Genomic DNA, 25,729 nt, shown 5'->3' on the forward strand with positions numbered 1-25,729 from the left:
GAGCCTAGTTCCTGGCGGGCGGCGGGGCATCCGGGGGAAGTCACTGCCGACGATCAGCACACTCGCCCGAAAAGTCCGATAATGAGCACCATGGCCCGTAAGGAATCTGCACCGCACGCTCCCCCGACCGTCACGGTCAAAGGCCGGGACATGCGGCTGCGCACGATCGGCTTCCTGGTCCTCGCGGTCGCGGCGATCTGGTTCATCGCCGCGAACACCGGGTCGGTGACGATCAGGCTGTGGATCCCCACGGTCACGCTGCCGCTCTGGAGCGTTCTCACGGTCACCCTGCTCGTCGGAATGCTCCTCGGCATGTACCTCGCCCGTCGGCGCGCCCGGCGCTGACGGCCACCCGGATGGTCGACACGGATCCCCGGCTGGAGCCGGGCGAGGCGCTCGCGGCGACCCGCGTGGGGTGTTTCGCCTGGGATCCGGCGAGTGGGCGGATGGTCCTCGACCCGGTGGCCCGGACGGTGTTCGGGCTGCTGCCGGCCGAGGTCACCGGCTCCACGGCCGATCTGCGCCCCCGCATCCGGCCGGCGGACTGGGATCTGCTGTCGGGGCTCTCCGCCGACCTGCTGGCCGGCCGCAGGAACGCGTACAGCGCCTACTTCCAGGTGCGCCTCCACGACGGACGGACCCGCTGGACGCACGCCCGTGGCTCCCTGGTCCGCGAGCGCCCGGGCGGGGCGGTGCGCGTGGTGGGGGTGGTCCGGGACGCCACCCTCGACCTGGCCCGCACCGCGCTGCGGCTACCGGCGGAGGAGGAGCGGGATCCGTTGCGCGCCCTGGGCGAAGGGGCGCTCGCGCTGGCCCGTGCGATGAGTGTGAACGAGGTCGCCCAAGTGCTCGGGAGCGAGGTGAGCCTGCGCCCGCTCGGGGCACGGGGGATCTCCCTGGGCGTACTGGAACAGGGACGGCTGCAACTGGTCCGCACCGTGGTCTCCCCCGGCACCAGCGGCTTTCCCTCGAAGTCACGGCTCGCGGACTCGCTGCCCCTGAACGACGTCGTCCGTACGTGCAGCCCGCTCTTCTTCACCTCCGTGCACGCCTTCCTCGACCGCTACCCGAACCTCGAGCCCTACCGGCTCGGTTTCCGCGCCACGGCCGCCGCGTTCCTGCCGCTGGTGGACGAGGGGCAGCCGCTCGGCGCGCTGGGCGTGTTCTACGACGACCGGTCGGTCTTCTCCTACGCGGACCACACCCTGATGGCCGGCTGGGCCAAGGCGGTGGCCCGCGCGGTGCACCGGGTGGTGCCGCTCGACCGGTCCCAGGAGATCGCCACCGCGCTGCAGAGCGCGATGCTGCCGCGCCGGATCCCCCGGCCGCCCGGCGGGCGGATCGCGGTGCGGTACCGGACGGCCCGGAAGGGGGTGCGGGTCGGCGGCGACTGGTACGACGCGGTGGTACTGCCCGACGGCGGGCTCGGGCTCGCGATCGGTGACGTGCAGGGGCACGACACCGAGGCGGCGGCGCTCATGGGGCAGTTGCGGGTGGCGATGGCCGCGTACGCGGCGGAGGGCCACGGCTGCGAGACCGTCCTGGGCAAGGCGTCGGCGTTCCTGGCCCAGCTGGACTGCGACCGGTTCGCGACGTGCCAGTACCTGCGGGTCTCGCTCGCCACGGGCGAGACCCATGTGGCGAACGCGGGCCATCCGCCGCCGCTGCTGCGCCACGCCGACGGGTCGGTCGAGCGCGTGCGGCTGGCGGGCGGCCCACCACTGGGCCTGCCCGCCGAGTGGGGGACGGCCCCGTATCCGTACACGACGACCGTCCTCGCACCGGGCGAGACGCTGCTGCTCTACTCCGACGGGCTCGTCGAGAAGCCGGGCGAGGACTTCGACATCGGCCTGTCGCGGCTGGCCGCCGCCTTCACGAGCGGGCCGCCCGATCTGGAGGAGCTGGCCGACCACCTCCTCGACTCCCTCACCGGCGGCCCGCACGCGGAGGACGACGCGGCGCTGCTGATGGTGCAGCGCGACCCCGCAGGGACAACCCCGCGCTAGCCGCATTGGTTCATGTACGAACCAATCAAGTGCAACTACCTGCTGCCCTTCGGAAGTTCACCAAAGACTTACCGCGCGGATGTATACCTTTAGCTCCGGCTCCCCCATCCTGTCCACCGTGTGCCAGTGGGGCATGCGGTGACACGAGAGGCGGGGCATTGACTCCCATCAGCCGCAGGGGATTCGTCGGGATCGGGGCAGGGCTCGCGGCGGGCGCGGCGCTGCCCGCGGGCACGGCGTCGGCCGCCGCAGCGGGCGCGACCGGGACCATCACGGACGTCAAGCACATCGTGGTGCTCATGCAGGAGAACCGCAGCTTCGACCACTACTTCGGCCGGCTGCGCGGTGTGCGCGGCTTCGGCGACCGGGCCGCGGGCAACATCCCGGGCGGCTGGGGCATGTTCAACCAGCCCAACTGGGGCGGCCGCCAGTACCCGTGGAAGCTGAGCGCCACGCCGCCGGCGGGCGGTGTCGACGGCGAGACCCTCGCCCAGTGCAACGGCGACCTCCCGCACAGCTGGACCTCGCAGCACGCGGCGTGGAACAAGGGCCGGATGGACAACTGGGTCACCGGCGTCGGCAACACCCGCACCCTCGGCTACCTGGACCGCGGCGACATACCGTTCCACTACGCGCTCGCCGACAACTACACCGTCTGCGACGCCTACTTCTGCTCGGCGCTCAGCGCCACAGGACCCAACCGCACCTTCCTGTGGAGCGGGAAGATCGACGCCTCCAGCAAGGACGGCGGCGAGGAGTCCGGGCTGACCTGGGAGACGTACGCCGAGGCGCTGCAGCGCGCCGGGGTGAGCTGGAAGGTCTACCAGAACGCCCAGGACAACTACGGCGACAACGGGCTCGCGTACTTCAAGAAGTTCACCGACGCCCGCCCCGGCGACCCGCTCCACGACCGCGGCATGGGGTCGGTGCCGAAGGTCACCGGCTCCACCCCGGACGACATCGCGGCCGCGATCCGCGCCGACGTCGTCGCCGGCACGCTGCCGCAGGTCTCCTGGGTGGTGGCGAGCGAGGCGTTCTCCGAGCACCCGTACGCCCCGCCCGGCGACGGCGCGCACTTCGTCGACCTGGTCTACCGCGCGCTGGCCGCGAACCCCGAGGTCTTCGACTCGACGGTGCTGTTCCTCAACTACGACGAGAACGACGGCTTCTTCGACCACGTGCCGCCGCCGGTCGCCCCGCCCGGCACCCCCGGCGAGTTCATCGACGGTGTGCCGATCGGCCTCGGCTTCCGGGTCCCGATGCTCGTGATGTCGCCCTGGACGCGTGGCGGCTGGGTCAGCTCCGAGGTCTTCGACCACACCTCCGTGCTGCGCTTCATGGAGGTCTGGACGGCCGCCCTCGGCACCCCGGCCACCTGCCCGAACATCAGCGCCTGGCGGCGGAAGGTGGTCGGCGACCTGACGGGCGTCTTCGACTTCGCGCGCCCGGTGTACGGCGTCCCCTCGGGTCTGCCGTCCACGGCCAAGGTCATCGGCCAGGACACCTGCGGCCCGCTGCCCAACCCGGTGCCGCAGGACAACGCCCTGCCGGCGCAGGAGTCCGGAACGCGTCCGGCGCGTGCCCTGCCGTACCAGGTCAACGGAAACCTCGACCGCTTCGAGTTCGGGGCGGCGGGCAAGATCCTCGCCTGGTTCTCGATGACCAACCAGGGCACCCCGGCCAAGCGCCCCGCCCACTTCACGATCCACCCGCACCAGCACCGGGACACGGCGGCCTGGCAGTACACGGTCGAGCCGGGCGCCACGTCCACGGACTACTTCAACATCGGCCTCGGGTCGGGCTCGGGCAAGTACGACATCTCGATGATGGGCCCCAACCGCTTCCTGCGGCGCTTCATCGGCGACGCCTCCAAGGCGGGTAAGGCGATCGAGGTGGCGGCCCGGTTCGCGACCGAGCCGGGCACCGGCAAGACGGCCGTCTGGTTCAAGCTGACCAACACCTCGGCAGGACCGGTGACCTTCACCGTCCGCTCGAACGCCTACCGCACGGACGGGCCGTGGACGTACACGGTGGCGGCGAACTCCTCGCGCGAGGACTACTTCAACGCGGTGGCGTACAACGACGGCTGGTACGACTTCACGATCCTGGCCGACATCGACGGCACCTGGTCGCGCCGCTACACCGGCCACATCGAGACGGGCGCGCCGAGCATCACCGGCTGACCCGCACATCCACAGTTCCGGCCAAATGGGGCACAAGGGATTTCACATCCCCTTGTGCCCCATTTCTCAACTCGGCGGAATTTCCCTGCATGTCCGTTATGGTACGGCGCGTGAGGCGAATCACCTCACCTTTTCGACGATCTTTGGAACCGCCCCGTCCCCTTGTCCGGCAAGGAAGTTCGGCGCGCCGGGCGGACGGCGGAAGTCCTCGGAGAAATACCCGCGCATTCGGCGCCTTGTTTCGTCCGACATTTCTCGCTTACGGTCACCTCGACCCGGACGGAACGCCGAATCCTGCCACCGTCCGAAATAGACCGCTCATTCACCCGACGGCAGGAGCGGGGGACCCACTTTTCGCCGGTCCGGATTTCCGGCACGGCTCGGGGTGAAGTCGCGCACGCGCGGCCGGGCATCTCCAGCCCGAACCCGACAGCTCACCCCGCAGGCGCCGGAGAGGACTGCAACATGCCCGCACACGGTAAGCACCGGCGCCCCAAGAGAAGGCCCCTGACCCGTGGCCTCGCCCTCGCGAGCACGGGCGGCGCCGCCCTGGCCCTGCCCCTGGTCGGCACGGCCACCGCGCACGCCGCGCCCACCTCGGCGCCCGCGGTCTCCCCCGTGGGGAAGACCGTTCTCAGCGCCCCGGCGAAGATCGCGGAATCCATTCCGACCGCGCAGAATTCCGCCGCGAAGACCTATACCGTCACCCGCGGTGATTCCCTTTCGGTGATCGCGCACGAGCAGCGTGTGCAGGGTGGCTGGCAGGCCCTCTACCGCGCGAATCGCGCGACCGTGGGTGACAATCCGTCACTCATCCACCCCGGCCTCGAACTCACGCTGCACGGAAAGGCCGCGGCCCCGAAGAAACCGAAGTCGCAGGCGCGTACGACGAGCACGGACCGCGCCGACCGCTCGCAGCAGCGCACCGCCCCGGCCAAGGCGGCTCCCGCGAAGGCCGCGCCCGCGAAGGCGACCCCGGTGGCCGCGAAGAGCTACACCAACGACCTCGACGGCTGGATCCGGGAGTCGCTGGACATCATGCAGAAGTACGGCATCCCCGGTACGTACGAGGGGATCCAGCGCAACATCATGCGCGAGTCCTCCGGCAACCCGCTGGCCATCAACAACTGGGACTCCAACGCCGCCAAGGGCACCCCGTCCAAGGGTCTGCTCCAGGTGATCGAGCCGACGTTCCTCGCCTACCACGTGCCCGGCACCTCGATGGACCTCTACGACCCGGTCGCCAACATCACCGCCGCCTGCAACTACGCGGCCGACCGGTACGGATCCATCGACAACGTCAACGGGCCGTACTAGCCCCACCGGCGGAGAGGCGGGGCACCGGCCCCGCTAGAAGTGGTCGGTGAACCAGCTCGCGGCGAGTTCGCCGACCTGTTCCAGGGTGCCGGGCTCCTCGAAGAGGTGCCCGGCACCGGGGACGACGACGAGGCGGTTCTCGCACGTCAGGCGGGACCGGGCCGCCTCGTTCAGCTCCTGGACGAGGCGGTCGTCGCCGCCCACGATCAGCAGGGTGGGCGCGCGTACCTGGGCGAGCCGTCGCCCCGCGAGGTCCGGGCGGCCGCCCCGGGAGACCACGGCGGCCACCTCGGACAGCGGATCGGCTGCGGCCCACAGGGCGGCCGCCGCGCCGGTGCTGGCGCCGAACCAGCCGGTTCGCAGCCCTTCGAGGCCGGGGCGTCCCACGAGCCAGCGGGTGGCCCGGGCCAGTCGGCCGGCGAGGAGTTCGGTGTCGAAGACATTGGCCCGGTCGGCCGCCTCGTCCTCCGTGAGCAGGTCGAAGAGGAGCGTGCCGAGCCCGGCCCGGTTCAGGGACTCCGCGACGGCGCGGTTGCGGGGGCTGTGGCGACTGCTGCCGCTCCCATGGGCGAAGACCACGATCCCCGGAGCCTCGACGGGCACCACGAGATGGCCCGCGACCTCCACGCCCGCGACCGGGATACGGACCTCCGGGTCTCCGTCGTCCTGGTCCTGCCGGGCGTGGTGGCGCTCCAGGCAGGCGACGACCTCCTCGTCGGCGGTCTGCGAGAAGTCCTGGTAGAACTGGCCGATCGCGTAGAAGAAGGCCGGCTCGTGGACGCTGACGGTCTCGTCCGCCTCCCGGCCGATCCGGTCCCGCCAGTCGGCCGGTGCGACCGGCACCGCGAGGACGATCCGCGCGGCCCCCTGGGCCCGCACGACCCGGCAGGCGGCGACCGCCGTGGCGCCTGTCGCGAGGCCGTCGTCGACGACCACCACGGTCCTGCCGTCGAGCCGGGCCGCCGGCCGGGCGCCCCGGTAGCGGCGGGAGCGCTGCCCGAGCACGACCCGCTCGCGCGCCTCCACACCGGCGAGGTCCCCGGCCGAGACCCGGCTGTCGGCCAGGACGTGGTCGTTGAGGACCCGTACGTCCCCCTCGCCGATGGCGCCCATCGCGAGCTCCGGCTGGTAGGGCACCCCCAGCTTGCGGACGAGACAGACGTCGAGCGGCGCCCCGAGGGCGTCGGCGACCTGTTCGGCGACCGGCACACCGCCGCGCGGGAGCCCCAGGACCACGACGTCGCGGCCCTTGAGGTGCCCCAGACTTGCGGCGAGCTGCCGTCCGGCGTCGGTCCGATCGGTGAAGTACATGACCCGCTCGTCTCCCTGGTGCTGAGCGTGCGCGCGGGCGGGGGCGGGGCCGCGCCCGTCAGGCGGGGCGCGCGACGAGGGTTCCGTCCTCGCCGAGGTCGACCCGCGCGCCATGGGGCCGGCTGGTCCGGCCGAGTACGTCGTGGAGCCAGCGCGTGTCGCGACCGGGGGCGTGTTCCAGCCGCATGCGCCGGGCCCGAAGGGGGATGATCCTCACCTCCTGGAGCAGGCCGTCGTCGGGCCGCACCGAGACGAGGTACAGCAGGCGCAGCTCGTCGCGGTACTGCTCGTAGCCGGTGATGCCCTCGTAGTCGTTGATCAGGTCGCCGCAGCCGTGCAGCACGAGCTTGCCCCGGTGGACCTCCAGCGGCCGGGGATGGTGCGAGGAGTGGCCGTGCACCACGTCGGCGCCGGCGTCGATCAGCGCGTGCGCGTAGTCGACGTCACCCCCGGTGAGCGCGTACCCCCAGTTGGAACCCCAGTGGAGGGAGACCAGGACGAGGTCGCCGGGGGCCTTGGTGTCCCGGATCCGGGCGAGGAGGCGGGCGGCCGAGGCCGCGGTGGGCCCGGCGGCGTAGTGGACCCCGCTGTGGCGGGCGGTGGCGGCCCAGTCGCGCGGGATGCCGCTGGAGGCCATGCCCAGGGCGTACGCGACGAGCCGGCCGCCGCCGGGCAGGTCGACGATCGCGGGCCTGGCGGCTGCCTCGGCGTCCTCGCCGGCGCCCACCGTGCGCACGCCGTGCTTCGCCAGGGTGTCGAGGGTCTCGGCGAGGCCGCCGCGGCCGTGGTCCAGGACGTGGTTGTTGGCCAGGACGCAGACGTCGGGGCGGACGGCGGTCAGGCAGGGCACGTTCTCCGGGTGCATCCGGTAGTGCACGGCCTTGCCGGGGGCGGTCTCGTCGCTCGTGGTGACGGCCGTCTCCAGATTGGTGACGCGGACGTCGGGCGCCGCCGCGTCGAGGGCGTCGAGGGCGACGCCCCAGGGGTAGTCGAAGTCCACGCGGTGCGGGATCGGGCCGCTCACCGCCTCCGCGAGCGCCACGTAGGACCGTGCGTCGCGCACGTACCGCTCGCGCAGGTGCGGGTCGCCGGGGTGCGGAAGGATCTGGTCGACCCCGCGGCCGAGCATCACGTCGCCGCAGAGGAACAGTCCGACCAGGTCACCGTCCATGTACCCAGGGTAGACGCGGCGCGCCCGGCGGGCCTGAGCTGCCGGGGCGGGCCGAGCGGCTCATGTCTTGGGGCTCGGGGTCACGGGGAGGTTGTAGACATGGCCGGGGCTCACGATCTCGGTGATCGCCTGCCCGAAGAGCGTGCTGGGCTCCACCCCGTTGTGCAGGATGTCCGTGTTGAGCATGACGATCATGGTGGCCCGGGCCTCGGGCAGGTACACCACGAGCGACTCGTAGCCGGGCAGCGAGCCGTTGTGGCCGATCCAGCCCCGGACGTCGAAGATGCCGAGGCCGTACCCGGCCCCCGGGATGCCGGTCGGCCGGGTCTGGAGCCGTTGTGCCTGGGTCTCGGGGGTGAGGAGCGTTCCGGTGGCGAGGATCCGCGCCCAGGTGTGCAGGTCCGCGAGCTGCGAGATCATGGCGCCCGCCGCCCAGCCCCAGGAGGGGTTCCAGTCGGTGGAGTCCTCGACCTTCCCGGACGCCGTCTGGTTGGTGTAGCCGTGGGCGTGCGGGCGAGGAAACTCGGTGCCGATCGGGAAGACCGTGTGCCGCAGTCCGGCCGGTTCGACGACGTTCCGCTGGATGTACCGGTCCAGCGGAAGTCCGCCCTCCTTCTCCACCACGAGACCGAGCAGGATCAGATTGGTGTTGCAGTACTCGAACTCCGCCCCTGGCTGGAAGTTCACCGGGTGCTTGAAGGAGTAGTCGAGCAACTGCTGCGGGGTGAAGGGCCGTTCCGGGTCGGACGTGAGCGCCTTGAAGAAGTCGTCGTCCGCCGAGTAGTTGAACAGTCCGCTGCGCATCCCCGCGAGTTGACGGAGCGTGATCTCGTCGCCGTTGGGGACGCCGTTGACGTACCGGTCGATGGTGTCGTCCAGGCCGACGCGGCCCTGGTCGACCAGTTCGAGCAGGGCGGTCACGGTGAACGTCTTGGTGACGCTGCCGACCCTCATGTAGAGGTCCGGGTTCATGGGCGCCCCGGTGTCCTTGTCGGCGACGCCGAAGGACCGGACGTAGCTGCCCTTGCCGGGGGCGGAGAGCGAGACCATCACCCCGGGCACGCCGGCCTCGCTCATGACCTGCTGGATCGCCGTGTCCAGACGGTCCGCGACCTCCGGGGTGAGCTCGGCGAAGTCGCCGTTCGTGGCGGCCGGGGCGAGAACGGCGGCGCTGTGTGCGGGCGCCACGGGGGCTTCCACGGAGAAGGCCGCGCCCGCCGAGACGGGGACGGCCAGCATGCCGGTCGCGGTCAGCACCACACAGACCCGGCGCCACCTCGCCTTGGACGGCAAGCGCGGTGAGTGGGGCGAGCGCTGTTGCGAGAACCTCACGGGCAGGCCTCCTGCCGGACGAGGACGAACCCCCTCCCTCAGGCTAGGCCGGAGCGACAGGCCGTGCACGGCGAGCCGAACGACCCGCCGTGCGGCCGCCTCGCGCGTCCGCGGGCCGCCGTGCGGAGCGCCCGCCACGGCTCAGAAGTTGCCGTAGTTGACCTGCCAGGTCGGCAGGCCCATGTGGCGCCAGAGGGCGACGACCCGGTCGCGGTCGTCCAGCGAGACCCGGACCGCGTAGCGGTGCCGGATGTGCGCGTCGAACAGCTCGGCCTTGACGATGTCGTCGCTCCGGCCGTCGTCCGACGCCCGCATCCACAGCTCGTCGTACGGCACTTCGTGGCGGGCCAGCCAGGCCTCGGTGAGCGCGCGGTGGTCCTCGCTGCGCCCGGACAGCAGCACGATCGTGTCGTCGTCGGCGCTGCGGAAGGCGCGCAGCGCGCGTGCCACGGAGACGTTCAGCAGGTCGAGGTCGCAGCGCGAGAAGTCGTACGGGCCCCGGTCGCCGCGCAGGGCGAGCGTGCCGTCGATGTCGCAGAGGACCGCCGAGGGGAGCGCGGGATCGGCGACGTACGGCGCGGCGGCGGGGCGGGCGTCCAGCCACTCGGCGGTCAGCCGCCAGCCGCCGCGCACCGCCTTGGCGTGCTTGTCGGCGAGGATCCGGATGATCTCCTCGCCGACCGAACGCTCGCGCGCGGCGTCGCGCCGTACGCACTCCTCGACCGGGACGTCGGTGAAGTCGTGCACCACGAAGCGGGCGTCGAGGCCGACGACGGCCGCCTTCAGCCGCTTGGGGATGTGCGGGGTGAGGTGGGTGTTGTCGACGACGACGTCGAATCCGCCCTCGACGGCGGAGCGGACGGCCGCGTCCTGGATGTCGAGGACGGTCCGCTCGTGCGCGTGCGAACGGCCGCGCTCGGGGGCGGGGACGTCCAGCATGGTGCGCAGGTCGTCCAGGTTGACGCGGCGCATCCGGCCCTCGGACTCGGCCTGCAGCCGTCGGGCGGCCGTGGTCTTCCCCGAGGCGGGGAGCCCTGTCATGACGTGTACTTCGGGCACGGTTCAGTTCTCCGGGTCGGTGGTGTACGGGTCGGCCGCCTCGGGCCTGATGGACCGCCAGACGTACAGGTCGGTCGGCCGTCCGTCGAGGCGCAGGAACAGCGCCGACCGTACCTGCGGGTCGACCGGCAGGGTCTTGACGGCCCGGGCGAAGGCGCCCCGGTCGTCGGCGAGGGGGGCGACGCACTTGTAGGCCTCGTCGAGGGCGCGCTCCCGCGCCGCCGCCTCGTCCTCCAGGCGGGCGACGACTCCGCGCACCCAGGCGTCGAACTCGTCGGGCACCTGCTCCAGGAGGGCGTCCAGTGGCCGGCCGCCGGCGGAGGTGACGCCCCCGAGTTCGGCGACCGAGAGACCGAGGCCCTGCGCGAGCCGCTTCACGGCGGTGCCGGCGAAGCGCTGGATGCCGTGGCTGCGCCAGATGTCCCGCTCGGTGACCCCGGTGAGCACCTTGTGCAGGCGGACGTACTCGCTCAGCTTGGCCTTGGCGCGCACCCCGGAGGCTTAGCGCAGCACGAAGCCCTCGGCGTCCGTGCCGGTGGCCGGGTGGCCGCCGGGCAGGGTGTTCGACTCGGTGAGGGCGAGCAGTTCGTCGAGCGGCATGGCGGGCCAGGTCCGTACGACGGAGCCGATCTCCGCCCAGTCGGCGGCGGCCTCGGCGAGCGGGACCTCGGTGCCGTCCGGCCCGAAGGCGGCGAGCAGGACGAGGTCACGGCGGTCGCCGTAGTCGACGACGATACGATTCTGCGGGTAGAGGATCTCGGCGAGGTAGGTGACGCCGGGCGTCAGCGCCCCGGTGTCCCGGCCGTCCAGCCGGCGCTGCGCCCAGGTCGCCTGCGCGCTGATGAAGGAGCCCTTGGAGGCGACCTGCCAGCGGCCCGCGTAGTGGAAGATCACCGCGAGGCTGCCGTCGACCTTGTCGTACACCTCGAACGGCTCGTCGGGGAGCGCCGGCGCGTAGGGCTGACCTGCCTCGTGCTCACCGATGTTGAAGAACTTCGGCAGCGGCAGCGCGACGATCTCCCCCGTCGCGTCGTCGGCGACGAGCCCACGGCAGCGCGTGGTCACCTGGTTCCAGATCCGCTCGTACTGGCACGACCGCGTGTACGTGTAGATGGACAGCGGCAGTTCGGGGTGTGCCTTGCGGGTGACGTGCCCCGCGTCGATGGCGGCGGCCAGCTCCTGCGCGGGCAGCAGCTCCTGGAGAGTCAGGTGTGCCTGGCTCATCATTCCTCCTGGTCAGTGGTGACTCATTGTGACCTGCGCGGTCCGCGAACCGACAGTTCTTTTCCGGCGGCAGGCGACGGTCGGGTCGGTCGCGGGGTCAACCGATCGGCTGACCCCGCCGTCCACCGGTCGGCGCCGCACGCGGATCCACAGAGCCGACCGGGAGCGAGGGCGGGCCGCCTCAGGATGGTGGGGAGGGCGGACCGACTGCCTCCGCCGCCCGGCTCGAAGGGACGACGTCCGTGCCGCTGACCGTGAAGGGACGAGGTCCGTGCCGCTGACCGTCGCCAGAAGGAGAACCGCCATGGATGCGAACGACCGGCTGCTGCTCGCCGCCGCCGACCGGGGCGACACCGCGGGCGTCCGGGCGGCCCTTGACGCGGGCGCGCACGTCGACTGCCGGGACGCCGAGCTGCGCACGCCGCTGCTGCTTGCCGCGCGGGCGGACCGGGTGGAGGCCGCGGCGGTCCTCGTCGCGGCGGGCGCGGACCCGGACGCCCGGGACAGCCGGGCGGACACGCCGTGGCTGGTCACCGGGGTGACCGGCAGCGTGCCGATGATGCGGGTGCTGCTCGCCGCGGGTCCCGACCTGACGCTGACGAACCGCTTCGGCGGGACCTCGCTGATCCCGGCGGCCGAGCGCGGCCATGTGGCGTACGTACGGGCCGTGCTGCGGGAGACCGACGTCGACGTCGACCACGTCAACCGGCTCGGCTGGACCGCCCTGTTGGAGGCGGTGATCCTCGGCGACGGCGGCCTGGCGCACGAGGAGGTGGTGGAGCTGCTGATCACCGCTGGGGCGGACCCGCTGCTCGCGGACCACGACGGGACCGGCCCGCTGGAGCACGCGCGACGGCGCGGCTTCGCCGGGATCGCGGGGCTCCTCGCCGCCGCGACGGCCCGCACCGGACGGAAGGCCGCCCAATGAGGCGCGCACCGCGCACGACCGCGCGGGCCCGGGCACACGGGCGGCTCCTCGTGTCGGTGGCCGCGCTGGGGGTAGTCCTCGTCGGGTGCGCGGCGGACGCGGACGGCGGTACGACGCCCGCCGGTTCGGCCCCGACCTCGTCCTCGGCCGTGCCTTCCGCCCCCGCCGTGGACACTGCCCCGACGCCGACGCCGGACGGGACGCTCCTCGTCGCCGACTTCGGCTCCGACACCGTCACCTTCGTGGACCCGCGACGCGGAGCGATCGCGTCCGTCGAGGTGGGCACGGCACCGTACGGCCTGGCCGTCGGCGCGGACGGGCGCGCCTGGGTGGCGACCGCCGAGGGCGTCGCGGTGGTCGACACCCGGACCCGCACGCGGCTCGCCCTCGTCCCGTACGCGACGGACAGCGGTCCCGTCGGGACCGGCGAGTACCGGGGCGGCGGGATGGGGATCGCGCTCTCCCCCGACGGACGCCGGGTGTACGTGGGGGTCAATGTGCCGGGCGGGCACGGAGCCCTGGAGGTGATCGACACGGCGAGCCGTGAGGTCACGGCGAGCGTGCCGGTCGGACGGCGGCCGTTCGACGTCGACGTGGCGCGGGACGGTTCCGAGGTGTACGCGACGGACCACGACTCCTTCGACGTGACCGTCGTCCGCGCGGACACCCTCGCCCCGCGTCGTATCGAGGTCGCCCCGTACGGCACGGAGGGCGGGCTGGGATCCTGGCTCAAGCCGCACTACTCCGTGGTACGGCCCTCGGACGGCCGCCTGTTGCTCCCCTTCGAGGGCGAGCGGCTCGTGGTCGTCGATCCGAGGACGGGTCGTTCGGAGATCGAGCCGATGACCGCCGACACCCATCAGCACGGGGCCGCGATCACGCCCGACGGCACCCTGTTCGTCGTCGGCACGGGACCGATCGACCCGGCCGGGGACGAGGGCCCGTCGCTCACGGTCCGGGCGCCCGACGGCAGCGAGCGGATCCACCCGCTGGACGGTCCGCACGAGGACGTCGCCGTCTCCGAGGACGGCCGTACCGCGTACGTCACCGGCGGCTTCACCCGCGACGGCTTCTGGGACGGCATCACGGTGGTCGACCTGCCGAGCGGTGAGACCAGGCGCCTCCCGGCGGGTCAACGTCCGCTGGGCATCGTGGTCCTGTAGCGCGGGACGAGCACCGGCGCCGCCCGCCGACCGCGGCGGGCCTGTGGTAGATCAGATCGCACCGACCCTTTCCGCGACGAGGAGATCCCGTGGTCCGACCCTCTGCATCCGTCACCACCGTCTTCCGTGACGTCCGCCCCTGGGGCGGTCCGCCGACCGACCTCGTCGCGGTGGACGGGGTGCTGGTCGCGGAGGGCTCGATCCCCGCTGACGCGGTGGCCGATGTCGTCGACGGGGGCGGCATGCTCGCGCTGCCCACCCTGGTGGACGCACACCTGCACCCCGACAAGACGACGTGGGGCGAGCCCTGGCACAGCCGCCGGCCGGCGCGCGGGATCGCCGCGTACGTCGAGGCGGACGTGGAGCTGTACCGCGCCCAGCGCACCCCGCTCGCGGAGCGGGCGTTCCGGCTGCTCGCGCACGCGGCGGCCCAGGGCACCCGGGCGACGCGCGCCCATGTCGACGTGGCCCCCGCCTACGGGCTTGAAGGCGTCGAGGGCGTCGCCGCCGCGCGGGAGCGGCTGCGCGGTGTCGTGGACGTCGAACTGGTGGCCTTCCCGCAGCACGGCGTGGGGCGCACCCCGGGCGTGGCGGAGTTGTTGGAGGCGGCGGCGGCCGGCGGGCTCGTCTCGCACATCGGCGGTATCGACCCGGCGGGCTTCGATCTGGAGGGCGCGGGGCGCGACGGCGGCCAGCTGGACACGGTCTTCGGCATCGCGGAACGGCACGGCCTGGGGCTCGACATCCACCTCCACGACCGCGGCGAGCAGGGCCTCGCGCCACTGCGCGACATCGCGGCCCGTACCAAGGCGCTGGGTCTCGCGGGCAAGGTCAATGTGGGGCACGCGTTCGCGGTGGCGGCCCTGTCGGGCGGCGCGCTGGACGAGATCGGTGACGTGCTGGCCGCGGCCGGGGTGTCGCTGACCACGGTCGCCCTGTCGGCCGACACCGTGCTCCCCTTCCGCCGCCTCGTCGAGCGCGGGGTCCGGGTGGGCCTGGGTTCGGACGGTGTACGGGACAGCTGGAGCCCGTTCGGCAACGCGGACATGCTGCACCGGGCCTGGCTGGCGGGCTGGGCGCTGGACGCCCGGCTCGACGAGGAGCTGGAGGACTGCTTCCGGCTGGCCTCGGACGGCGGCGCGGAGCTGATGGGCCTGGAGCGGACCGACCTCCGGCCCGGCTCCCCCGCCGACTTCATGCTGGTGGAGGGCGAGTGCGTGCCCCAGGTCGTGGTCGATCAGCCGCGCCGCGCGCTGGTGGTCAGGGCGGGCCGGGTGGTGGCGAGGGACGGCGCCCCGGTCTGAGGCGGGTCCGTCGGGCCGGGAACTGGATCACACACGAGGACGTCCCTTCCCCCGAAGGGGGGTCCGGTGGAGGAGACACGGAGAAGGCGCGGACTGCTGACGGCGGTCGTCGTCGCGGTCGCCGGCGGGTTGCTACTCGCCCATCCCTGGCTGCCCGGGCTGCCGGGCAACCCGATGAGCCTGGTCGAAACGTTCCTGCCGTGGCTCGGTCTCGCCGTGCCCATCGGGCTGATCGTCGCCGCCGTGCGCCGCTCGCTCCTCGCGGCCCTCGTCTGCCTGCTCGTCGGTGTCGCCTGGGTGGGGGTGTTCCGGGAGCCGCTGGGGAGTGACGAGAGCGGCGGGGCGTACGACCTGACGGTCGTCCAGCACAACGTGAGCGACGAGAACACGAGCCCGTCCCGGGTCGGCCGGATCCTCCTCGGTCCCGACCCCGACATCATCGCGCTGCAGGAGCTGACGGAGGAGAGCCTGCCCGCGTACCGACTCGTCCTGGACCCCACGCACCCCTACCGGGCCACCGTGGGCACGGTCGGGCTGTGGTCGAAGCATCCACTGACGGGCATCGCGCGCGTGGATCTCAAACCGGCGGGCGTGGGGCCCGGCTGGGACCGTGGACTGCGGGCCGTCGTCCGCTCCCCGCACGGGGACGTCACGACCTATGTGGCGCATCTGCCGTCGGTCCGGCTGCGGGCGAGTCAGGGGTACGCGACAGCGTGGCGCGACGAGAGCGCGGCGCGGCTCGGCCGGGCCCTCGCGGCCGACCGCTCCTCCGCCGTGCTGGTCCTCGGCGACCTCAACGGCACCGTCGATGACCGGGGCCTCGCACCCGTGCTGTCCGAGGTGAGCGGGAACCGCGACGCGTTCGCCTTCTCCTGGCCCGCGGCCCTGCCTCTCGCCCGGATCGACCACGTCCTGGCGCGCGGGACCGCCGAGGTCGGCCCGACATGGACGCTGCCCGCCACGGGCAGCGACCACCTCCCGGTGGCGGCTCGCGTCCGGCGCTGAGAGTCCTGGCCCTGCCGCTGCGCCTGACCGCCCGGCAAGGAGATGGCCGCCGCTCAAGCGCTCCGCCCTGGCCGGCGGCTCGGAGGGCGGAGCGTCAGGCGACCGGCCCAGCTCCGCGAGCGCCCGGGGCGAAGGCCTGGTGGGCTGTACTGGGAGATCTCCGGTGCCTTCCCATCCGGACTCCCCGAGCGTTTGGAGGAGGATTCCGTGCCGGACTCAACGACGTCGTACGCCGATCTGCGCGCCCTGGTGATCAACTGCACCCTGAAACGTTCCCCGGAGCGCAGCCATACACAGGGGCTGATCGACATCAGCACCGGGATCATGGAGCGCCAGGGCGTGCAGGTCGAGGTGCTCAGGGCGGTGGACATCGACATCGCGACCGGTGTCTGGCCGGACATGACGGAGCACGGGTGGGAGACGGACGAGTGGCCGGTGATCTACTCGCAGGTGATGGCCGCCGACATCCTGACCCTGGCGGGCCCTGTCTGGCTGGGCGACAACTCCTCGGTCATGAAGAAGGTGATCGAGCGGCTGTACGCCTGCTCGTCGATCCTCAACGAGCGCGGCCAGTACGCCTACTACGGTCGCGTGGGCGGCTGCCTGATCACCGGCAACGAGGACGGCGCCAAGCACTGTGCGATGAACGTCCTCTACAGTCTCCAGCACCTCGGATACGTCCTTCCACCACAGGCGGACGCGGGCTGGGTCGGTGAGGCGGGCCCGGGCCCGTCGTACCTCGACCCCGGCTCCGGCGGGCCGGACAACGACTTCACGAACCGCAACACGACCTTCATGACCTGGAACCAGCTCCACCTGGCGAGGATGCTCAAGGACGGCGGTGGCATCCCCGCCCACGGAAACCAGCGCTCCGAGTGGGACGCCGGCTGCCGCTTCGACTTCGAGAACCCCGAACACCGCTGAGTGCGGGCCGGAGCGGTCGGAGGCCCGGTGGTGGTCGCCTTCGGATCGACCAGGTCCGTCGCGCGGCCTTGCGCACCTTCACCGGGCAGGTCCACGCGGTCAACTGATCTGACGGTGTCGTGGCCCCAGGGCATCGGATGAGGTCGCGGTGGCGGCCCACCTTGGTGGGCACGAAGCAGAGTGGTCGCGGACGTCGGCTCCTTCTCTACCCGAGTTCGCCGAGACGGAGGGTGTCCCCTATCTCGCTGAGCTTCGCGGTCGTCGCCGGGGTCTGCTCCTGCGCTTGTTCGGCGAGTCGGAGGGCACCGTCGATCTCGCTGAGCTTCGCGGAGGACAGGACGGCCGCCCGCTCTACAAGGTCGTCCCGTGACACCGTGGTCAGCCACGTGCACGGGGTGAAGCCTGAACGCGGGAACGCGAGCCGTAGCACGCCTTCGAACGGCAGTCCTTCACCGGCGCCAACCGTCACTTCGATGCCCAGACCGCTGATGTCGACGCCCGCCGGAGCGACGACCTGGATCACCCGGATCCCGGACGGGTCGTCTCCCGACAGCAGTACGACCAACCTCCGCTCGTCGAACTGGACCCACCAGACTTCGCCACGTTGCACAAGTCCTCCAGACATAGGACGGCAGGCAGACGCTGCGCGACCCTGACGCGCTATGGAGATGAGTGCGGCCACCGTTGATCATCGGCGTATGAGGACTGAAGATCATGCGATGGCCTCAGGTCACAGCGTAAACCTGCCGCCGGCAGGAGGCGTTCGAGTCCCTGATGGGCCGGATGGCGGGACGGTTCACGCGCGTCGAATCCCGCCGCCGGGCAGGGAAGTTGGTTCTCGGCCTGCTGTCGGACCTGCCGCGCAGGAACTGCTGGACGATGCGGAGAGTCGTCGGGCGGAGCGGCTGGCGCTGCTGGAGCGGTTCATCGAGGTGGCGGCCGAGGCCGAACGCTCGGCGTTCACCCGCCCTTCCGAGTGGGACGACACCCACGACTGGTACCTCACGACCCAGGGCGTGATGAACCGGCTCTGGGTCGCGGAACGGCTCATCCGCATCCAGTTTCCGCTCCCCGTGCATGACGCGGCCCGGGCCTACTTCCTCGACCTCAACCGGACGGTGTGGGAGGGCCTGCCCGCCGACGAGAGCGTGCGGGACTACCTGGAGGACAACCGACTGGTGTTTCTCGACGCCGCCCGCGAGGTCATGGCGTAGCCCGGTCCCCCTGCGGGGAGGGCCGTTTTGGATTGTCGTACGATCATCCCTACGATCCCGCCCATGATCACGAGAAAACGGCTGTCGACCGGGGCCTGCGCGCTGCTTGCCGTCCTGGCCGTCGGGCTGTTCCCGAGCGGCGCCGTCGCCGATGAACCGGCGGCGAAGGAATCCCCCAAGGTCGAGCTGGTGCTCGACGTCAGCGGTTCGATGCGGGCGACCGACATCGACGGCAAGTCCCGGATGGCCGCCGCCAAGCAGGCCTTCAACGAGGTGCTGGACGCCGTGCCCGAGGAGGTGGAGCTCGGCATACGCACCCTCGGCGCCGACTACCCGGGCAACGACCGCAAGACGGGCTGCAAGGACACCCGGCAGCTCTACCCGGTCGGCCCGCTCGACCGCACCGAGGCCAAGACCGCCGTCGCCACCCTCGCCCCCACCGGCTGGACGCCGATCGGGCCCGCCCTGCTCGGCGCGGCCGAGGACCTGAAGGGCGAGGGCAACGCCACCCGCCGGATCGTGCTCATCACGGACGGCGAGGACACCTGCGCACCGCTCGACCCGTGCGAGGTGGCGCGTGACATCGCCGCCCGGGGCATCCACCTCACCATCGACACCCTGGGCCTCGTGCCGAACGCCAAGATCCGTCAGCAGCTCACTTGCATCGCGGAGGCGACCGGCGGCACGTACACCTCGATCCGGCACACCGAGGAACTTTCCAAGCGGGTCCGGCAGTTGGTCGACCGGGCGGCCGACCCGGTCGTCACCCCCGTGGCCACCCAGGGTGCCGAGCGCTGCGCGGACGCCCCGGTGCTCAAGCCCGGTGTGTACACCGACCGCGAGACCTTCGGCCAGCACCGCTGGTACCGGGTGGACGTCCTGCCCGGTCAGGAACTGCGTGCCTCGGTCAGCGTGTCCGCCGACCGCGCCGTGAACGACGACTACGGCGTGCTGCTGCGGGCGGTGACCGTGCGCGGCCGGGAGATCGTCCGCGGATCCGAGGCGGGTGACGGACGGACGGACGTCATCTCGACCGGGCTGCGCTATCCCAAGCAGCCGGTGGACGGTGTCGACGCGGACACGAAGCCCGCGGCGGAGACCGTCTGCCTCCAGCTCAGCAACTCCTTCTCCGCGCCGCCGTCCGTGAAGACGACCCCCGGCATGCCGGTCGAGCTGGCCCTCGACATCGTCGACGCGCCCGACGAGGCCTCCGACGTGGCCGCGTTCGGCCTCGGCCGGGGCTGGTGGCTGCTCGGCGCGCTCGTCCTGGCCGGTTTCGTGGGTGGTCTGCTGTGGGGCTGGGTGTCCCGCTGGCGCATCGCCGTCTGGAGGACCAACTGATGCGTACCGTACGCGCGCTGACCACCGTCCTGCTCGCGGGCGCCGCCCTGTTCGGGCCGGCGGCCGCACCCGTCCTCGCGGACACCCCGACCCCCAGCGGCAGCGCGAGCGCCGAGGCGCAGGCCGGTCCGACCGAGGCCGGCACCACGTTCCGTACCGCCGCCTTCTTCCGGCAGGGCCAGCAGGCCACCGCCCAGGCTTCCACGGGTGACTACCTCTACTGGGTGTTCCCCGCCGACACCGGGCAGCGGCCGACGGTGACGGCCTCGGTCACGCTGCCCGAGACCACCGCCCGGCACGGCGCCTCCACCTGGCGGATCGACGTCTACGACGGACTGCGGCGCCGCCAGCCGTGCATGTACGGGATGCAGTCCCGCGTGGCGGCGAAGGAGGCTCCGTCCGTGGAGCTGTCCTGCACCCTGCGCCCGGTCCGCCCGTGGGCCGACACCTGGGACGAGGACCCGCTGCCCGGCAGCTACTACGTCCGCCTCACCGTGACGGGGCTGCCCGAGGACGACCTCGGGCAGTCGTTCACGGCCAAGGTGGGCGCCGTGTCGGTCGAGCAAGGCGGGGCGTACGCGGGCGGTGGCTCGCTCGCCGCGCCGCTGGTCCCGGGGGCCACGACCGAGGACGCGGCCGTGGCCGGCGCGCCGTCGGCGGTCGAGGCCCGGGCGCCCGAGGACGGTTGGTCCTCCGGCTGGTGGTCGGACCGCTGGATCTGGACGGCGGTCGGCGGTGTGCTCGCCGCGCTGGCCGGCGTCGCGGGGTACTCCCTGACCAAGGGCTCCGGACGGCCCTCCCGGGTGCCGCCCGCGGTCTGACCCGCCCCGTCGGACAGCGCCGAGCGGTCATGGGTCCCGGCCGGGACCCGTGACCGCTCGCCCCGTTCGGCACACGTAGCCTGGGCTCCATGCCGGAGTCCCGACCCCCCGCCCTGCCCAACGACGCCTCGCTGAGGGTCTACGCCGCCACCGACCCCGAGCGGCTCCACGACCTCGCTGTCGAGCAAGGACTCGGCGCACGCGACTGGTACGGCCCGGGTGTTCTGAAGGCCGTCGAGTTCCTGACCGAGCACCACTCCCGGGCCGCCACGGACCAGGCGGTACGGCTCGGGGAGCACGCGGCCCGGCTCGGCAGGGCGACCGGGGCCGCCACGCTCATGGCCCATCTGGCGCAGGAGCTGGTGCGGCGGCCGAGTTCGGCGGCGCTCCGCCCGCACTTCGAGCGGCCGCCGGCGGCCGACGATCCCGGCACCGAGTTCCGCGCCGTCCTGATCCATGAGATGGCGCTGCGCTGGGGCCTGCGCGACGAGCCGTATCTGGCGTTCCAGGAGGGGCTGCGGGCCCTCGGTCATCCGCTCTCCTGGCTGCCGCTCGCCTCGTTCCAGTTCGAGAACGCCATGCGGCAGCGGACGTGGACGCGCGGCGTCCTGCTCAGCTCGCTGCGTCCCGAGGAGCTGTACGCCGCCTATCCGGCGATACCCCCGACGGCCGCGGGGGGCGAGGCGGGGCGGGCGGCCCGCCGGGTCCCGGACGAGCGGCGCATCGGGACGGCCCGCGCTCCCCTCGCCGAACTCGGCCGCCACTCGGTGGAGTTCTTCACGCTGCCGCGTCCTGTCGATCCCGCCGACTTCAACTCCGGGCTACTGGCCTCCCTCGGCTCGACCTGCCTGGCCGGGTACGGGCCGGACGGCCCGGCCGCGGCCCACACCACGGCGGACGACGTGGCCGGCGACCTGATGGTCGCGGCCTTCGACGGCGGCATGTGGGGCGACGGCAGGCCGAGGGCGTACGCCAGACTGCTGACCTGGCGCGCGATGTACGCCCTGATGGACCTCGACCTTTCGGTGGAACTGGGCGATGCCGTCCGCGCCTGCGCCGAGCACCGGTGGCTGCGTCTCGCGCCGGGGCGCGGCGACTTCTTCTTCGGCGACCTGTCGGACCTCGCCTTCGCCGTCCTCGACCCGACGCGCACCCGGGTCGCGCTCATCGCCGCCACCGACACCGACTGACGCCCACCGGACCGCCCGTGGTGGCGGTGGTTCAGTGTCCGGCCGGGCGCACCAGTCCGGTGTCGTAGGCGTAGACGGCGGCCTGGGTGCGGTCGCGCAGACCGAGCTTGACCAGGATGCGGCCCACGTGGGTCTTGACCGTCTGTTCGGCCACGACGAGCCGGGCAGCGATCTCGGCGTTGGACAGTCCGTTCGCGATCAGGGCGAGCACCTCGGTCTCGCGCTCGGTCAGATCGCCGACCCGGTCCTTCCGGGGGACCCGGGGCGCGGCGGTGACCCGGGAGAACTCGGCGATCAGGCGCTTGGTGATGTGCGGGGCGAGGAGGGCGTCGCCGCTCGCCACCACCCGTACCGCGTGGGCCAGTTCCTCCGCCGACGCGTCCTTCAGGAGAAATCCGGAGGCTCCGGCGCGCAGTGCGTCGTAGACGTACTCGTCGAGGTCGAAGGTGGTCAGGACGAGCACCTTGGCGGTGGAGTCGGCGGCTTCGGCGAGGAGCCGGGTGGCCTCGATGCCGCTGGTGCCGGGCATGCGGATGTCCATCAGGACGACGTCGGGGTCGAGCCGGGCGGCCTGGGCGACCGCGTCGGCGCCGTCGACGGCCTGGCCGACGACCTCGATGTCCGGTTCGGCGTTCAGCAGCACGGTGAAGCCCTGACGGACCATCATCTGGTCGTCGGCGATGAGAACCCGGATGGTGCCGCTCGTCATGTGCCGTCCTTCTGTGGGGTGTCGCGGGCGGGAGAGGAAGCGCGAAGAGGGGCGGTCGGGACCGGGACGGGGAGGGTGGCGGTCACCTCGTAGCCGCCGTCGGGGGTGGGGCCGGTGGCGAGGTCGCCGCCGAGCATGGTGGTGCGTTCGCGCATGCCGAGCAGGCCGTGGCCGGGCCCCGGGGAGAGCGGTACGGCGGCCCGGTCGACGGGGCGGGTCGGCGGGGTGTTCGCCACCCGGAGGGTGAGCCCGCCGGGCAGGTGGCGGATCTCCACCTGGACGCCGGCGCCGGGGGCGTGCCGCATCGCGTTGCTGAGCGCCTCCTGGACGATGCGGTACGCGGAGAGTTCGATGCCCGGCGCCAGGGGTCGCCGCTCGCCGAGGGTCGTGGCCTCGACGGCGACCCCGGCGGCGCGCACGTTGTCGAGGAGTTCGCCGAGACGGTCCAGGGTCGGCTGGGGTGTGTCCGCCCCGCGTTCGGCGGCGGGGTCCTCGGCGCGCAGGACGCCGAGGACGCGTCGGAGTTCGGTGAGCGCCTCGACCGCGTTCTGGCGGATGCCGGCGAGGTGCTCGCGCAGCTCCTCGGAGGGGTTCTCGACGAGGTGGGGGGCGACCTGCGCCTGGATGGAGATGACGGACATGTGGTGGGCGACGACGTCGTGCAGTTCGCGGGCGATCCGTCCGCGCTCCTCCAGGAGCGTGCGCCGGGAGCGCTCCTCGGCGGTGAGGACCTGCTGGGCGCTCAGCCGGGTCCTGGCGACGCGGCTGCTGCGCAGCGCGACACCGACGACCACGGCGATCGTGAAGGCGATGGTCCCGCCGGTCAGGGAGCCCCCGCTCGACGCGACGACGAGGTTCAGCGCCCCGGACAGGACGGTGAGGGTCAGGGCGGCGCCGGCGGCCGGCGCGGAGACGCGCAGGGCGAGGAGCAACAGGAGCAGGGTGTGCAGGGCGATCCCGAAACCGCTCCAGGGCCAGAGCCCCGCCGCACCGGCGACGTGCTGGGTGCTCAGCCCGATCAGGAAGAGCACGGTGGTGGAGATCCACCAGGCCCCGACGGGCCGGGACAGCGCGAGGACGACCGCGAGCACCTGGACGAGAACAAGGGCGCGGGCCTGGCCCGAGCCGGCTCCCTCCAGCCGGGCGTACACGTTGATGTCGCCGATGCCCACGAGCACCGCGAACAGCACGACATGGGCGTGCGGCAGCCAGCCCAGCCAGGTGTGGCGGGGCAGTGGGTCGCGGGCCCAGCTCCCCAGTTCACCGTGGACCGTGCGCGGTGTCTCCCGCAGCGCGTACCACGTCCGCACCCCGTAGCCGTCCCCCATGCGCTCCCCCACCTGTTCTCGTCTGCGCGACTCAACCCTAGGCACGTCGTGCCTCCTTCGTCTCGGCGGGGCGCTCGGGGCGGCCTGCCCGTGTGCGCCGGCCGCCCTGTTCGTACGTGTGGAACGCGGCGCAGCAGGTGAGCAGCGCGGCGGCGAAGAGCGGGAGCCAGGCGACGCGGGCGAGCACCCATCCGTAGCCGTCGGGGACGGAGTGCAGGCCCAGGAGCGCTCCGTGGCCGAGGAGTTCGCGCGCCGGCAGTCCGGTGGCGGTGACGGCGATCATCGCGGTCTGGTGCCAGAGGAAGACGGTCATGGCGCTGAGGTTGAGCAGGGCCACGGCCGCCCAGGCGGCGGGCCGGCGCAGGGCCCGGCGCAGCGGTCCGAGCAGCAGCAGGGCGCCGCCGCACTGGGCGAGGCCGAAGGTGACGGCTGCGAGGGTGGGCGGGTTGAGGTTGGAGAGCGGGGCGCCGGGCACGCCGACCATGGCGGCGGGGTAGCCGGCGAGGAGGACGAGGAGTGCGGTGGCGGCGGCCCCGCCGAGGAGCAGGACCCAGCCGGTGCGGCGGTCCTTCGGCCCGTTCCGGGACCAGGCGGCGCCGAGGCAGTACGGGACGAGCCAGCCGGCGGCCACGTTGATCCAGCCGAGCCACGCGGGTCCGTCGAGGCCGAAGCGGATCAGGTCGACGTGGAGGACGACGACGAGCGGCCACAGCGGGTGGACGCGGGCGAGGAACGGGGTGGCGGCGGTCAGGGCCGCGAAGACGAGCAGGAACCAGAGGGGGGAGAGCACGAGCTTGCCGAGCGTGTGCACGGTCTGCCAGGGCACTCCCTCGGCGAGCATCGCGAGGGCGACCACGGTCCACACCGCGAGCACGGCGGCGACGGGCCGGAAGAGCCTGCCGAGGCGGGCTCCCACCCAGTGGTGGTAGCGGTAGCTCTCGTGGCGGGCGCGGGCGGCGGCGTGGCCCCGCGCGGCGACGGCTCCGCCGACCAGGAAGAAGACGGCCAGGGTCTGGAACACCCAGGAGACCGGGGTGAATTCGGGCAGGTGGGTGAGGGGGCTCGCGCCGCGCACCGTGCCGCTGTCGACGACCAGGGCGGTGACGAGCCAGTGCCCGAGGACGACGCCGAGGATGGCCAGGGCGCGCAGCGCGTCGAGACCGCGGTCCCGGCCCGGTGGGGTGGCGGACTCGACACGCCGGACGAGGTCACGCACGGGTGGGCTCCCTTCCCTCGACGATCCGGGCGAAGTTGGTGAGCGGTACGGAGCCGGGCAGGAGGTAGTCGCTGTGTCCGCCGGTCCCGGCGTCGACGACGCGGGCGCCGAACTCGGGGTCGAGCGGGTCGGTGCCGAAGCCGAGTTCGCCCAGGGGCAGCGCGATCCGCAGGTGCGGTACGTGGGCGATCCAGTCGGCGGTGCCCCGGCCCGCCCAGACGGTGGCCCCGGTTCCCAGGTCGGCGGCGCGGTCGGCGCCGGTGCCGGGACTGCCGTAGAGGACGAGCGCGTCGGCGGGGAGCTTGTGGGCGGCCTTCGCGCAGACGACGGAGCCGTAGGAGTGGCACAGGAGGGTGATCCGGGCGGCGGGCTTTGCGGCCCGCAACTCCTCGACGAAGGCTCGCAGTCCGGGCGCGGACGCGTCGGCGCGCCCCGGGGTGACGGCGGCGGCGCTCGCGGTGGCGGGGGTGTTGTACCCGAGCCAGGCGAGGACCGCGGTCCGCTCCCCCAGTTCCCGCTGGAGGGCGACGGCTCCGGCCCGGAACCGCTCGCTGCCGAGCGCGGTGTCGGAGCCGGGGACGAGGACGGCGACGCGCTCGGCGCGGGCGAGGTCGCCGACGGCCTCGACGCTGCGGCCGCCGTCCCGGCCGTCGAAGGAGAGGAGCCGCCGGTCCCGGCCGGCCATGCCGCGCAGGACGGCGGCCCGCTTCCGGTCGCCGTAGTCGGCGGCGGTCCGCGCGGCGGCGAGAACGGCGTCCCGGTTGGTGGCGTACCGGAGTTCGAGGCCGTCGGCCGTGAGCGGGGCGAGGGGGCCGAGCGCGGGCGGCGGGGGCGCGGGGACGGCGGCGGGGCGGGCGGCGCCCGCGGTGGGCACCGCCACGGAGGCGATGACGAGCGCGGTGAGCAGCGTGCGGCGCAGCCGGCGGCTGCGCGGGCGGGACGCCATGGGGTGTCCTTCCGTACCGGGTGGTGGGTCGTTCCGG

At 72.9% G+C, this 25,729-nt stretch carries 23 protein-coding genes, 2 pseudogenes and 1 riboswitch; of the genes and pseudogenes, 14 read left to right on the forward strand and 11 right to left on the reverse strand.

Going from position 1 to position 25,729, the window contains the following annotated elements:
• Window positions 1-81 precede the first annotated feature (81 nt).
• The 4 genes from ACF09C_RS00845 (at window position 82) to ACF09C_RS00860 (ending at window position 5,506) form a co-directional block, all read left to right on the forward strand.
• Window positions 82-345 carry a LapA family protein gene (locus tag ACF09C_RS00845; RefSeq protein ID WP_392087140.1) on the forward strand — a complete coding sequence of 88 codons (264 nt, stop codon included), beginning with the start codon at window positions 82-84 and terminating at the stop codon, window positions 343-345.
• Window positions 346-356: 11 nt separating this feature from the next.
• Entirely contained in the window at window positions 357-2,006 is a 1,650-nt protein-coding gene (locus ACF09C_RS00850; RefSeq protein WP_392087142.1) for a SpoIIE family protein phosphatase, read from the forward strand.
• Between the two features lie 158 nt (window positions 2,007-2,164).
• Complete coding sequence (locus tag ACF09C_RS00855; protein WP_392087144.1) at window positions 2,165-4,189, forward strand: phosphocholine-specific phospholipase C; 2,025 nt, start codon at window positions 2,165-2,167, stop codon at window positions 4,187-4,189.
• Between the two features lie 305 nt (window positions 4,190-4,494).
• Window positions 4,495-4,650: riboswitch (cyclic di-AMP (ydaO/yuaA leader) on the forward strand.
• 4 nt (window positions 4,651-4,654) lie between these two features.
• Entirely contained in the window at window positions 4,655-5,506 is an 852-nt protein-coding gene (locus ACF09C_RS00860) for a transglycosylase SLT domain-containing protein (RefSeq protein WP_392087146.1), read from the forward strand.
• Between the two features lie 33 nt (window positions 5,507-5,539).
• Here the strand turns inward: ACF09C_RS00860 and ACF09C_RS00865 are convergent, their stop codons facing one another.
• The 6 genes from ACF09C_RS00865 to ACF09C_RS00890 form a co-directional block, all read right to left on the reverse strand.
• Window positions 5,540-6,817, reverse strand: coding sequence for a phosphoribosyltransferase family protein (locus ACF09C_RS00865; protein WP_392087148.1), 1,278 nt, complete (start codon window positions 6,815-6,817; stop codon window positions 5,540-5,542).
• Window positions 6,818-6,875: 58 nt separating this feature from the next.
• Window positions 6,876-7,988: a CapA family protein gene (locus tag ACF09C_RS00870; RefSeq protein ID WP_392087150.1), complete on the reverse strand. Its 1,113-nt coding sequence runs from the start codon at window positions 7,986-7,988 to the stop codon at window positions 6,876-6,878.
• Between the two features lie 60 nt (window positions 7,989-8,048).
• Window positions 8,049-9,227, reverse strand: a complete 1,179-nt coding sequence (locus tag ACF09C_RS00875; protein ID WP_392088630.1) for a serine hydrolase domain-containing protein — start codon at window positions 9,225-9,227, stop codon at window positions 8,049-8,051.
• Between the two features lie 234 nt (window positions 9,228-9,461).
• Window positions 9,462-10,379: an AAA family ATPase gene (locus ACF09C_RS00880; protein WP_392087152.1), complete on the reverse strand. Its 918-nt coding sequence runs from the start codon at window positions 10,377-10,379 to the stop codon at window positions 9,462-9,464.
• A gap of 3 nt (window positions 10,380-10,382) precedes the next feature.
• Window positions 10,383-10,871: a hypothetical protein gene (locus ACF09C_RS00885; protein WP_392087153.1), complete on the reverse strand. Its 489-nt coding sequence runs from the start codon at window positions 10,869-10,871 to the stop codon at window positions 10,383-10,385.
• Window positions 10,872-10,880: 9 nt separating this feature from the next.
• Window positions 10,881-11,603 carry an RNA ligase gene (locus ACF09C_RS00890; RefSeq protein ID WP_392087155.1) on the reverse strand — a complete coding sequence of 241 codons (723 nt, stop codon included), beginning with the start codon at window positions 11,601-11,603 and terminating at the stop codon, window positions 10,881-10,883.
• A 304-nt stretch (window positions 11,604-11,907) separates the two neighbouring features.
• Here ACF09C_RS00890 and ACF09C_RS00895 point away from each other — a divergent pair, with 304 nt between their 5' ends.
• The 5 genes from ACF09C_RS00895 to ACF09C_RS00915 all read left to right on the forward strand — a co-directional run bounded on the left by ACF09C_RS00895 (window position 11,908) and on the right by ACF09C_RS00915 (window position 16,927).
• Complete coding sequence (locus ACF09C_RS00895; RefSeq protein ID WP_392087157.1) at window positions 11,908-12,531, forward strand: ankyrin repeat domain-containing protein; 624 nt, start codon at window positions 11,908-11,910, stop codon at window positions 12,529-12,531.
• A complete protein-coding gene (locus tag ACF09C_RS00900) occupies window positions 12,528-13,694 on the forward strand; it encodes a hypothetical protein (RefSeq protein WP_392087159.1) in 1,167 nt (388 codons plus the stop codon). Before ACF09C_RS00895 ends, ACF09C_RS00900 begins: the two co-directional genes overlap by 4 nt.
• Window positions 13,695-13,783: 89 nt before the next feature.
• Complete coding sequence (locus ACF09C_RS00905) at window positions 13,784-14,998, forward strand: amidohydrolase (protein ID WP_392087161.1); 1,215 nt, start codon at window positions 13,784-13,786, stop codon at window positions 14,996-14,998.
• Between the two features lie 66 nt (window positions 14,999-15,064).
• The gene (locus ACF09C_RS00910; RefSeq protein WP_392087163.1) at window positions 15,065-16,003 is read left to right on the forward strand and encodes an endonuclease/exonuclease/phosphatase family protein; all 939 of its coding nucleotides are present in this window, start codon (window positions 15,065-15,067) and stop codon (window positions 16,001-16,003) included.
• 207 nt (window positions 16,004-16,210) lie between these two features.
• Window positions 16,211-16,927, forward strand: a complete 717-nt coding sequence (locus ACF09C_RS00915; RefSeq protein ID WP_392087165.1) for a flavodoxin family protein — start codon at window positions 16,211-16,213, stop codon at window positions 16,925-16,927.
• 205 nt (window positions 16,928-17,132) lie between these two features.
• Here ACF09C_RS00915 and ACF09C_RS00920 read toward each other — a convergent pair whose 3' ends face one another.
• On the reverse strand, window positions 17,133-17,537 hold the full coding sequence (locus tag ACF09C_RS00920; protein ID WP_392087167.1) for a type II toxin-antitoxin system PemK/MazF family toxin: 405 nt from the start codon (window positions 17,535-17,537) through the stop codon (window positions 17,133-17,135).
• Between the two features lie 164 nt (window positions 17,538-17,701).
• Here ACF09C_RS00920 and ACF09C_RS00925 point away from each other — a divergent pair.
• The 5 genes and pseudogenes from ACF09C_RS00925 to ACF09C_RS00945 form a co-directional block, all read left to right on the forward strand.
• Window positions 17,702-17,824 (forward strand): annotated as a pseudogene (locus ACF09C_RS00925) (IS701 family transposase); the annotation flags it as partial.
• A pseudogene (locus ACF09C_RS00930) lies at window positions 17,809-18,141 on the forward strand (hypothetical protein); the annotation flags it as partial. The pseudogenes ACF09C_RS00925 and ACF09C_RS00930, both read left to right, overlap by 16 nt.
• A 63-nt stretch (window positions 18,142-18,204) precedes the next feature.
• On the forward strand, window positions 18,205-19,482 hold the full coding sequence (locus ACF09C_RS00935; protein WP_392087169.1) for a VWA domain-containing protein: 1,278 nt from the start codon (window positions 18,205-18,207) through the stop codon (window positions 19,480-19,482).
• Window positions 19,482-20,303, forward strand: a complete 822-nt coding sequence (locus ACF09C_RS00940) for a hypothetical protein (RefSeq protein ID WP_392087171.1) — start codon at window positions 19,482-19,484, stop codon at window positions 20,301-20,303. Before ACF09C_RS00935 ends, ACF09C_RS00940 begins: the two co-directional genes overlap by 1 nt.
• An 89-nt stretch (window positions 20,304-20,392) precedes the next feature.
• Window positions 20,393-21,493 carry a DUF6183 family protein gene (locus ACF09C_RS00945; protein WP_392087175.1) on the forward strand — a complete coding sequence of 367 codons (1,101 nt, stop codon included), beginning with the start codon at window positions 20,393-20,395 and terminating at the stop codon, window positions 21,491-21,493.
• Window positions 21,494-21,524: 31 nt separating this feature from the next.
• On the opposite strand, the gene ACF09C_RS00950 is transcribed toward ACF09C_RS00945, so the two are convergent.
• The 4 genes from ACF09C_RS00950 to ACF09C_RS00965 are packed head-to-tail and all read right to left on the reverse strand — an operon-like array spanning window position 21,525 to window position 25,692.
• Window positions 21,525-22,202, reverse strand: coding sequence for a response regulator transcription factor (locus ACF09C_RS00950; RefSeq protein ID WP_362425363.1), 678 nt, complete (start codon window positions 22,200-22,202; stop codon window positions 21,525-21,527).
• Entirely contained in the window at window positions 22,199-23,575 is a 1,377-nt protein-coding gene (locus ACF09C_RS00955; RefSeq protein WP_392087177.1) for a sensor histidine kinase, read from the reverse strand. Before ACF09C_RS00955 ends, ACF09C_RS00950 begins: the two co-directional genes overlap by 4 nt.
• A complete protein-coding gene (locus ACF09C_RS00960) occupies window positions 23,568-24,746 on the reverse strand; it encodes an acyltransferase (protein WP_392087179.1) in 1,179 nt (392 codons plus the stop codon). The genes ACF09C_RS00955 and ACF09C_RS00960 overlap by 8 nt, the downstream gene beginning before the upstream one ends.
• A complete protein-coding gene (locus tag ACF09C_RS00965) occupies window positions 24,739-25,692 on the reverse strand; it encodes an alpha/beta hydrolase (RefSeq protein WP_392087180.1) in 954 nt (317 codons plus the stop codon). Before ACF09C_RS00965 ends, ACF09C_RS00960 begins: the two co-directional genes overlap by 8 nt.
• Window positions 25,693-25,729: the final 37 nt, after the last annotated feature.

Source organism: Streptomyces sp. NPDC014870, assembly GCF_043081505.1.
Taxonomy (GTDB): Bacteria; Actinomycetota; Actinomycetes; order Streptomycetales; family Streptomycetaceae; genus Streptomyces.

Bases quoted from the DNA above. Each gene is read 5' to 3' on its own strand.
- ACF09C_RS00845 (WP_392087140.1), top strand. From the start codon at position 82: ATGAGCACCATGGCCCGTAAGGAATCTGCACCGCACGCTCCCCCGACC.
- ACF09C_RS00850 (WP_392087142.1), top strand. From the start codon at position 357: ATGGTCGACACGGATCCCCGGCTGGAGCCGGGCGAGGCGCTCGCGGCG.
- ACF09C_RS00860 (WP_392087146.1), top strand. From the start codon at position 4,655: ATGCCCGCACACGGTAAGCACCGGCGCCCCAAGAGAAGGCCCCTGACC.
- ACF09C_RS00865 (WP_392087148.1), bottom strand. From the start codon at position 6,817: ATGTACTTCACCGATCGGACCGACGCCGGACGGCAGCTCGCCGCAAGT.
- ACF09C_RS00870 (WP_392087150.1), bottom strand. From the start codon at position 7,988: ATGGACGGTGACCTGGTCGGACTGTTCCTCTGCGGCGACGTGATGCTC.
- ACF09C_RS00875 (WP_392088630.1), bottom strand. From the start codon at position 9,227: ATGCTGGCCGTCCCCGTCTCGGCGGGCGCGGCCTTCTCCGTGGAAGCC.
- ACF09C_RS00890 (WP_392087155.1), bottom strand. From the start codon at position 11,603: ATGAGCCAGGCACACCTGACTCTCCAGGAGCTGCTGCCCGCGCAGGAG.
- ACF09C_RS00895 (WP_392087157.1), top strand. From the start codon at position 11,908: ATGGATGCGAACGACCGGCTGCTGCTCGCCGCCGCCGACCGGGGCGAC.
- ACF09C_RS00900 (WP_392087159.1), top strand. From the start codon at position 12,528: ATGAGGCGCGCACCGCGCACGACCGCGCGGGCCCGGGCACACGGGCGG.
- ACF09C_RS00935 (WP_392087169.1), top strand. From the start codon at position 18,205: ATGATCACGAGAAAACGGCTGTCGACCGGGGCCTGCGCGCTGCTTGCC.
- ACF09C_RS00940 (WP_392087171.1), top strand. From the start codon at position 19,482: ATGCGTACCGTACGCGCGCTGACCACCGTCCTGCTCGCGGGCGCCGCC.
- ACF09C_RS00945 (WP_392087175.1), top strand. From the start codon at position 20,393: ATGCCGGAGTCCCGACCCCCCGCCCTGCCCAACGACGCCTCGCTGAGG.
- ACF09C_RS00950 (WP_362425363.1), bottom strand. From the start codon at position 22,202: ATGACGAGCGGCACCATCCGGGTTCTCATCGCCGACGACCAGATGATG.
- ACF09C_RS00965 (WP_392087180.1), bottom strand. From the start codon at position 25,692: ATGGCGTCCCGCCCGCGCAGCCGCCGGCTGCGCCGCACGCTGCTCACC.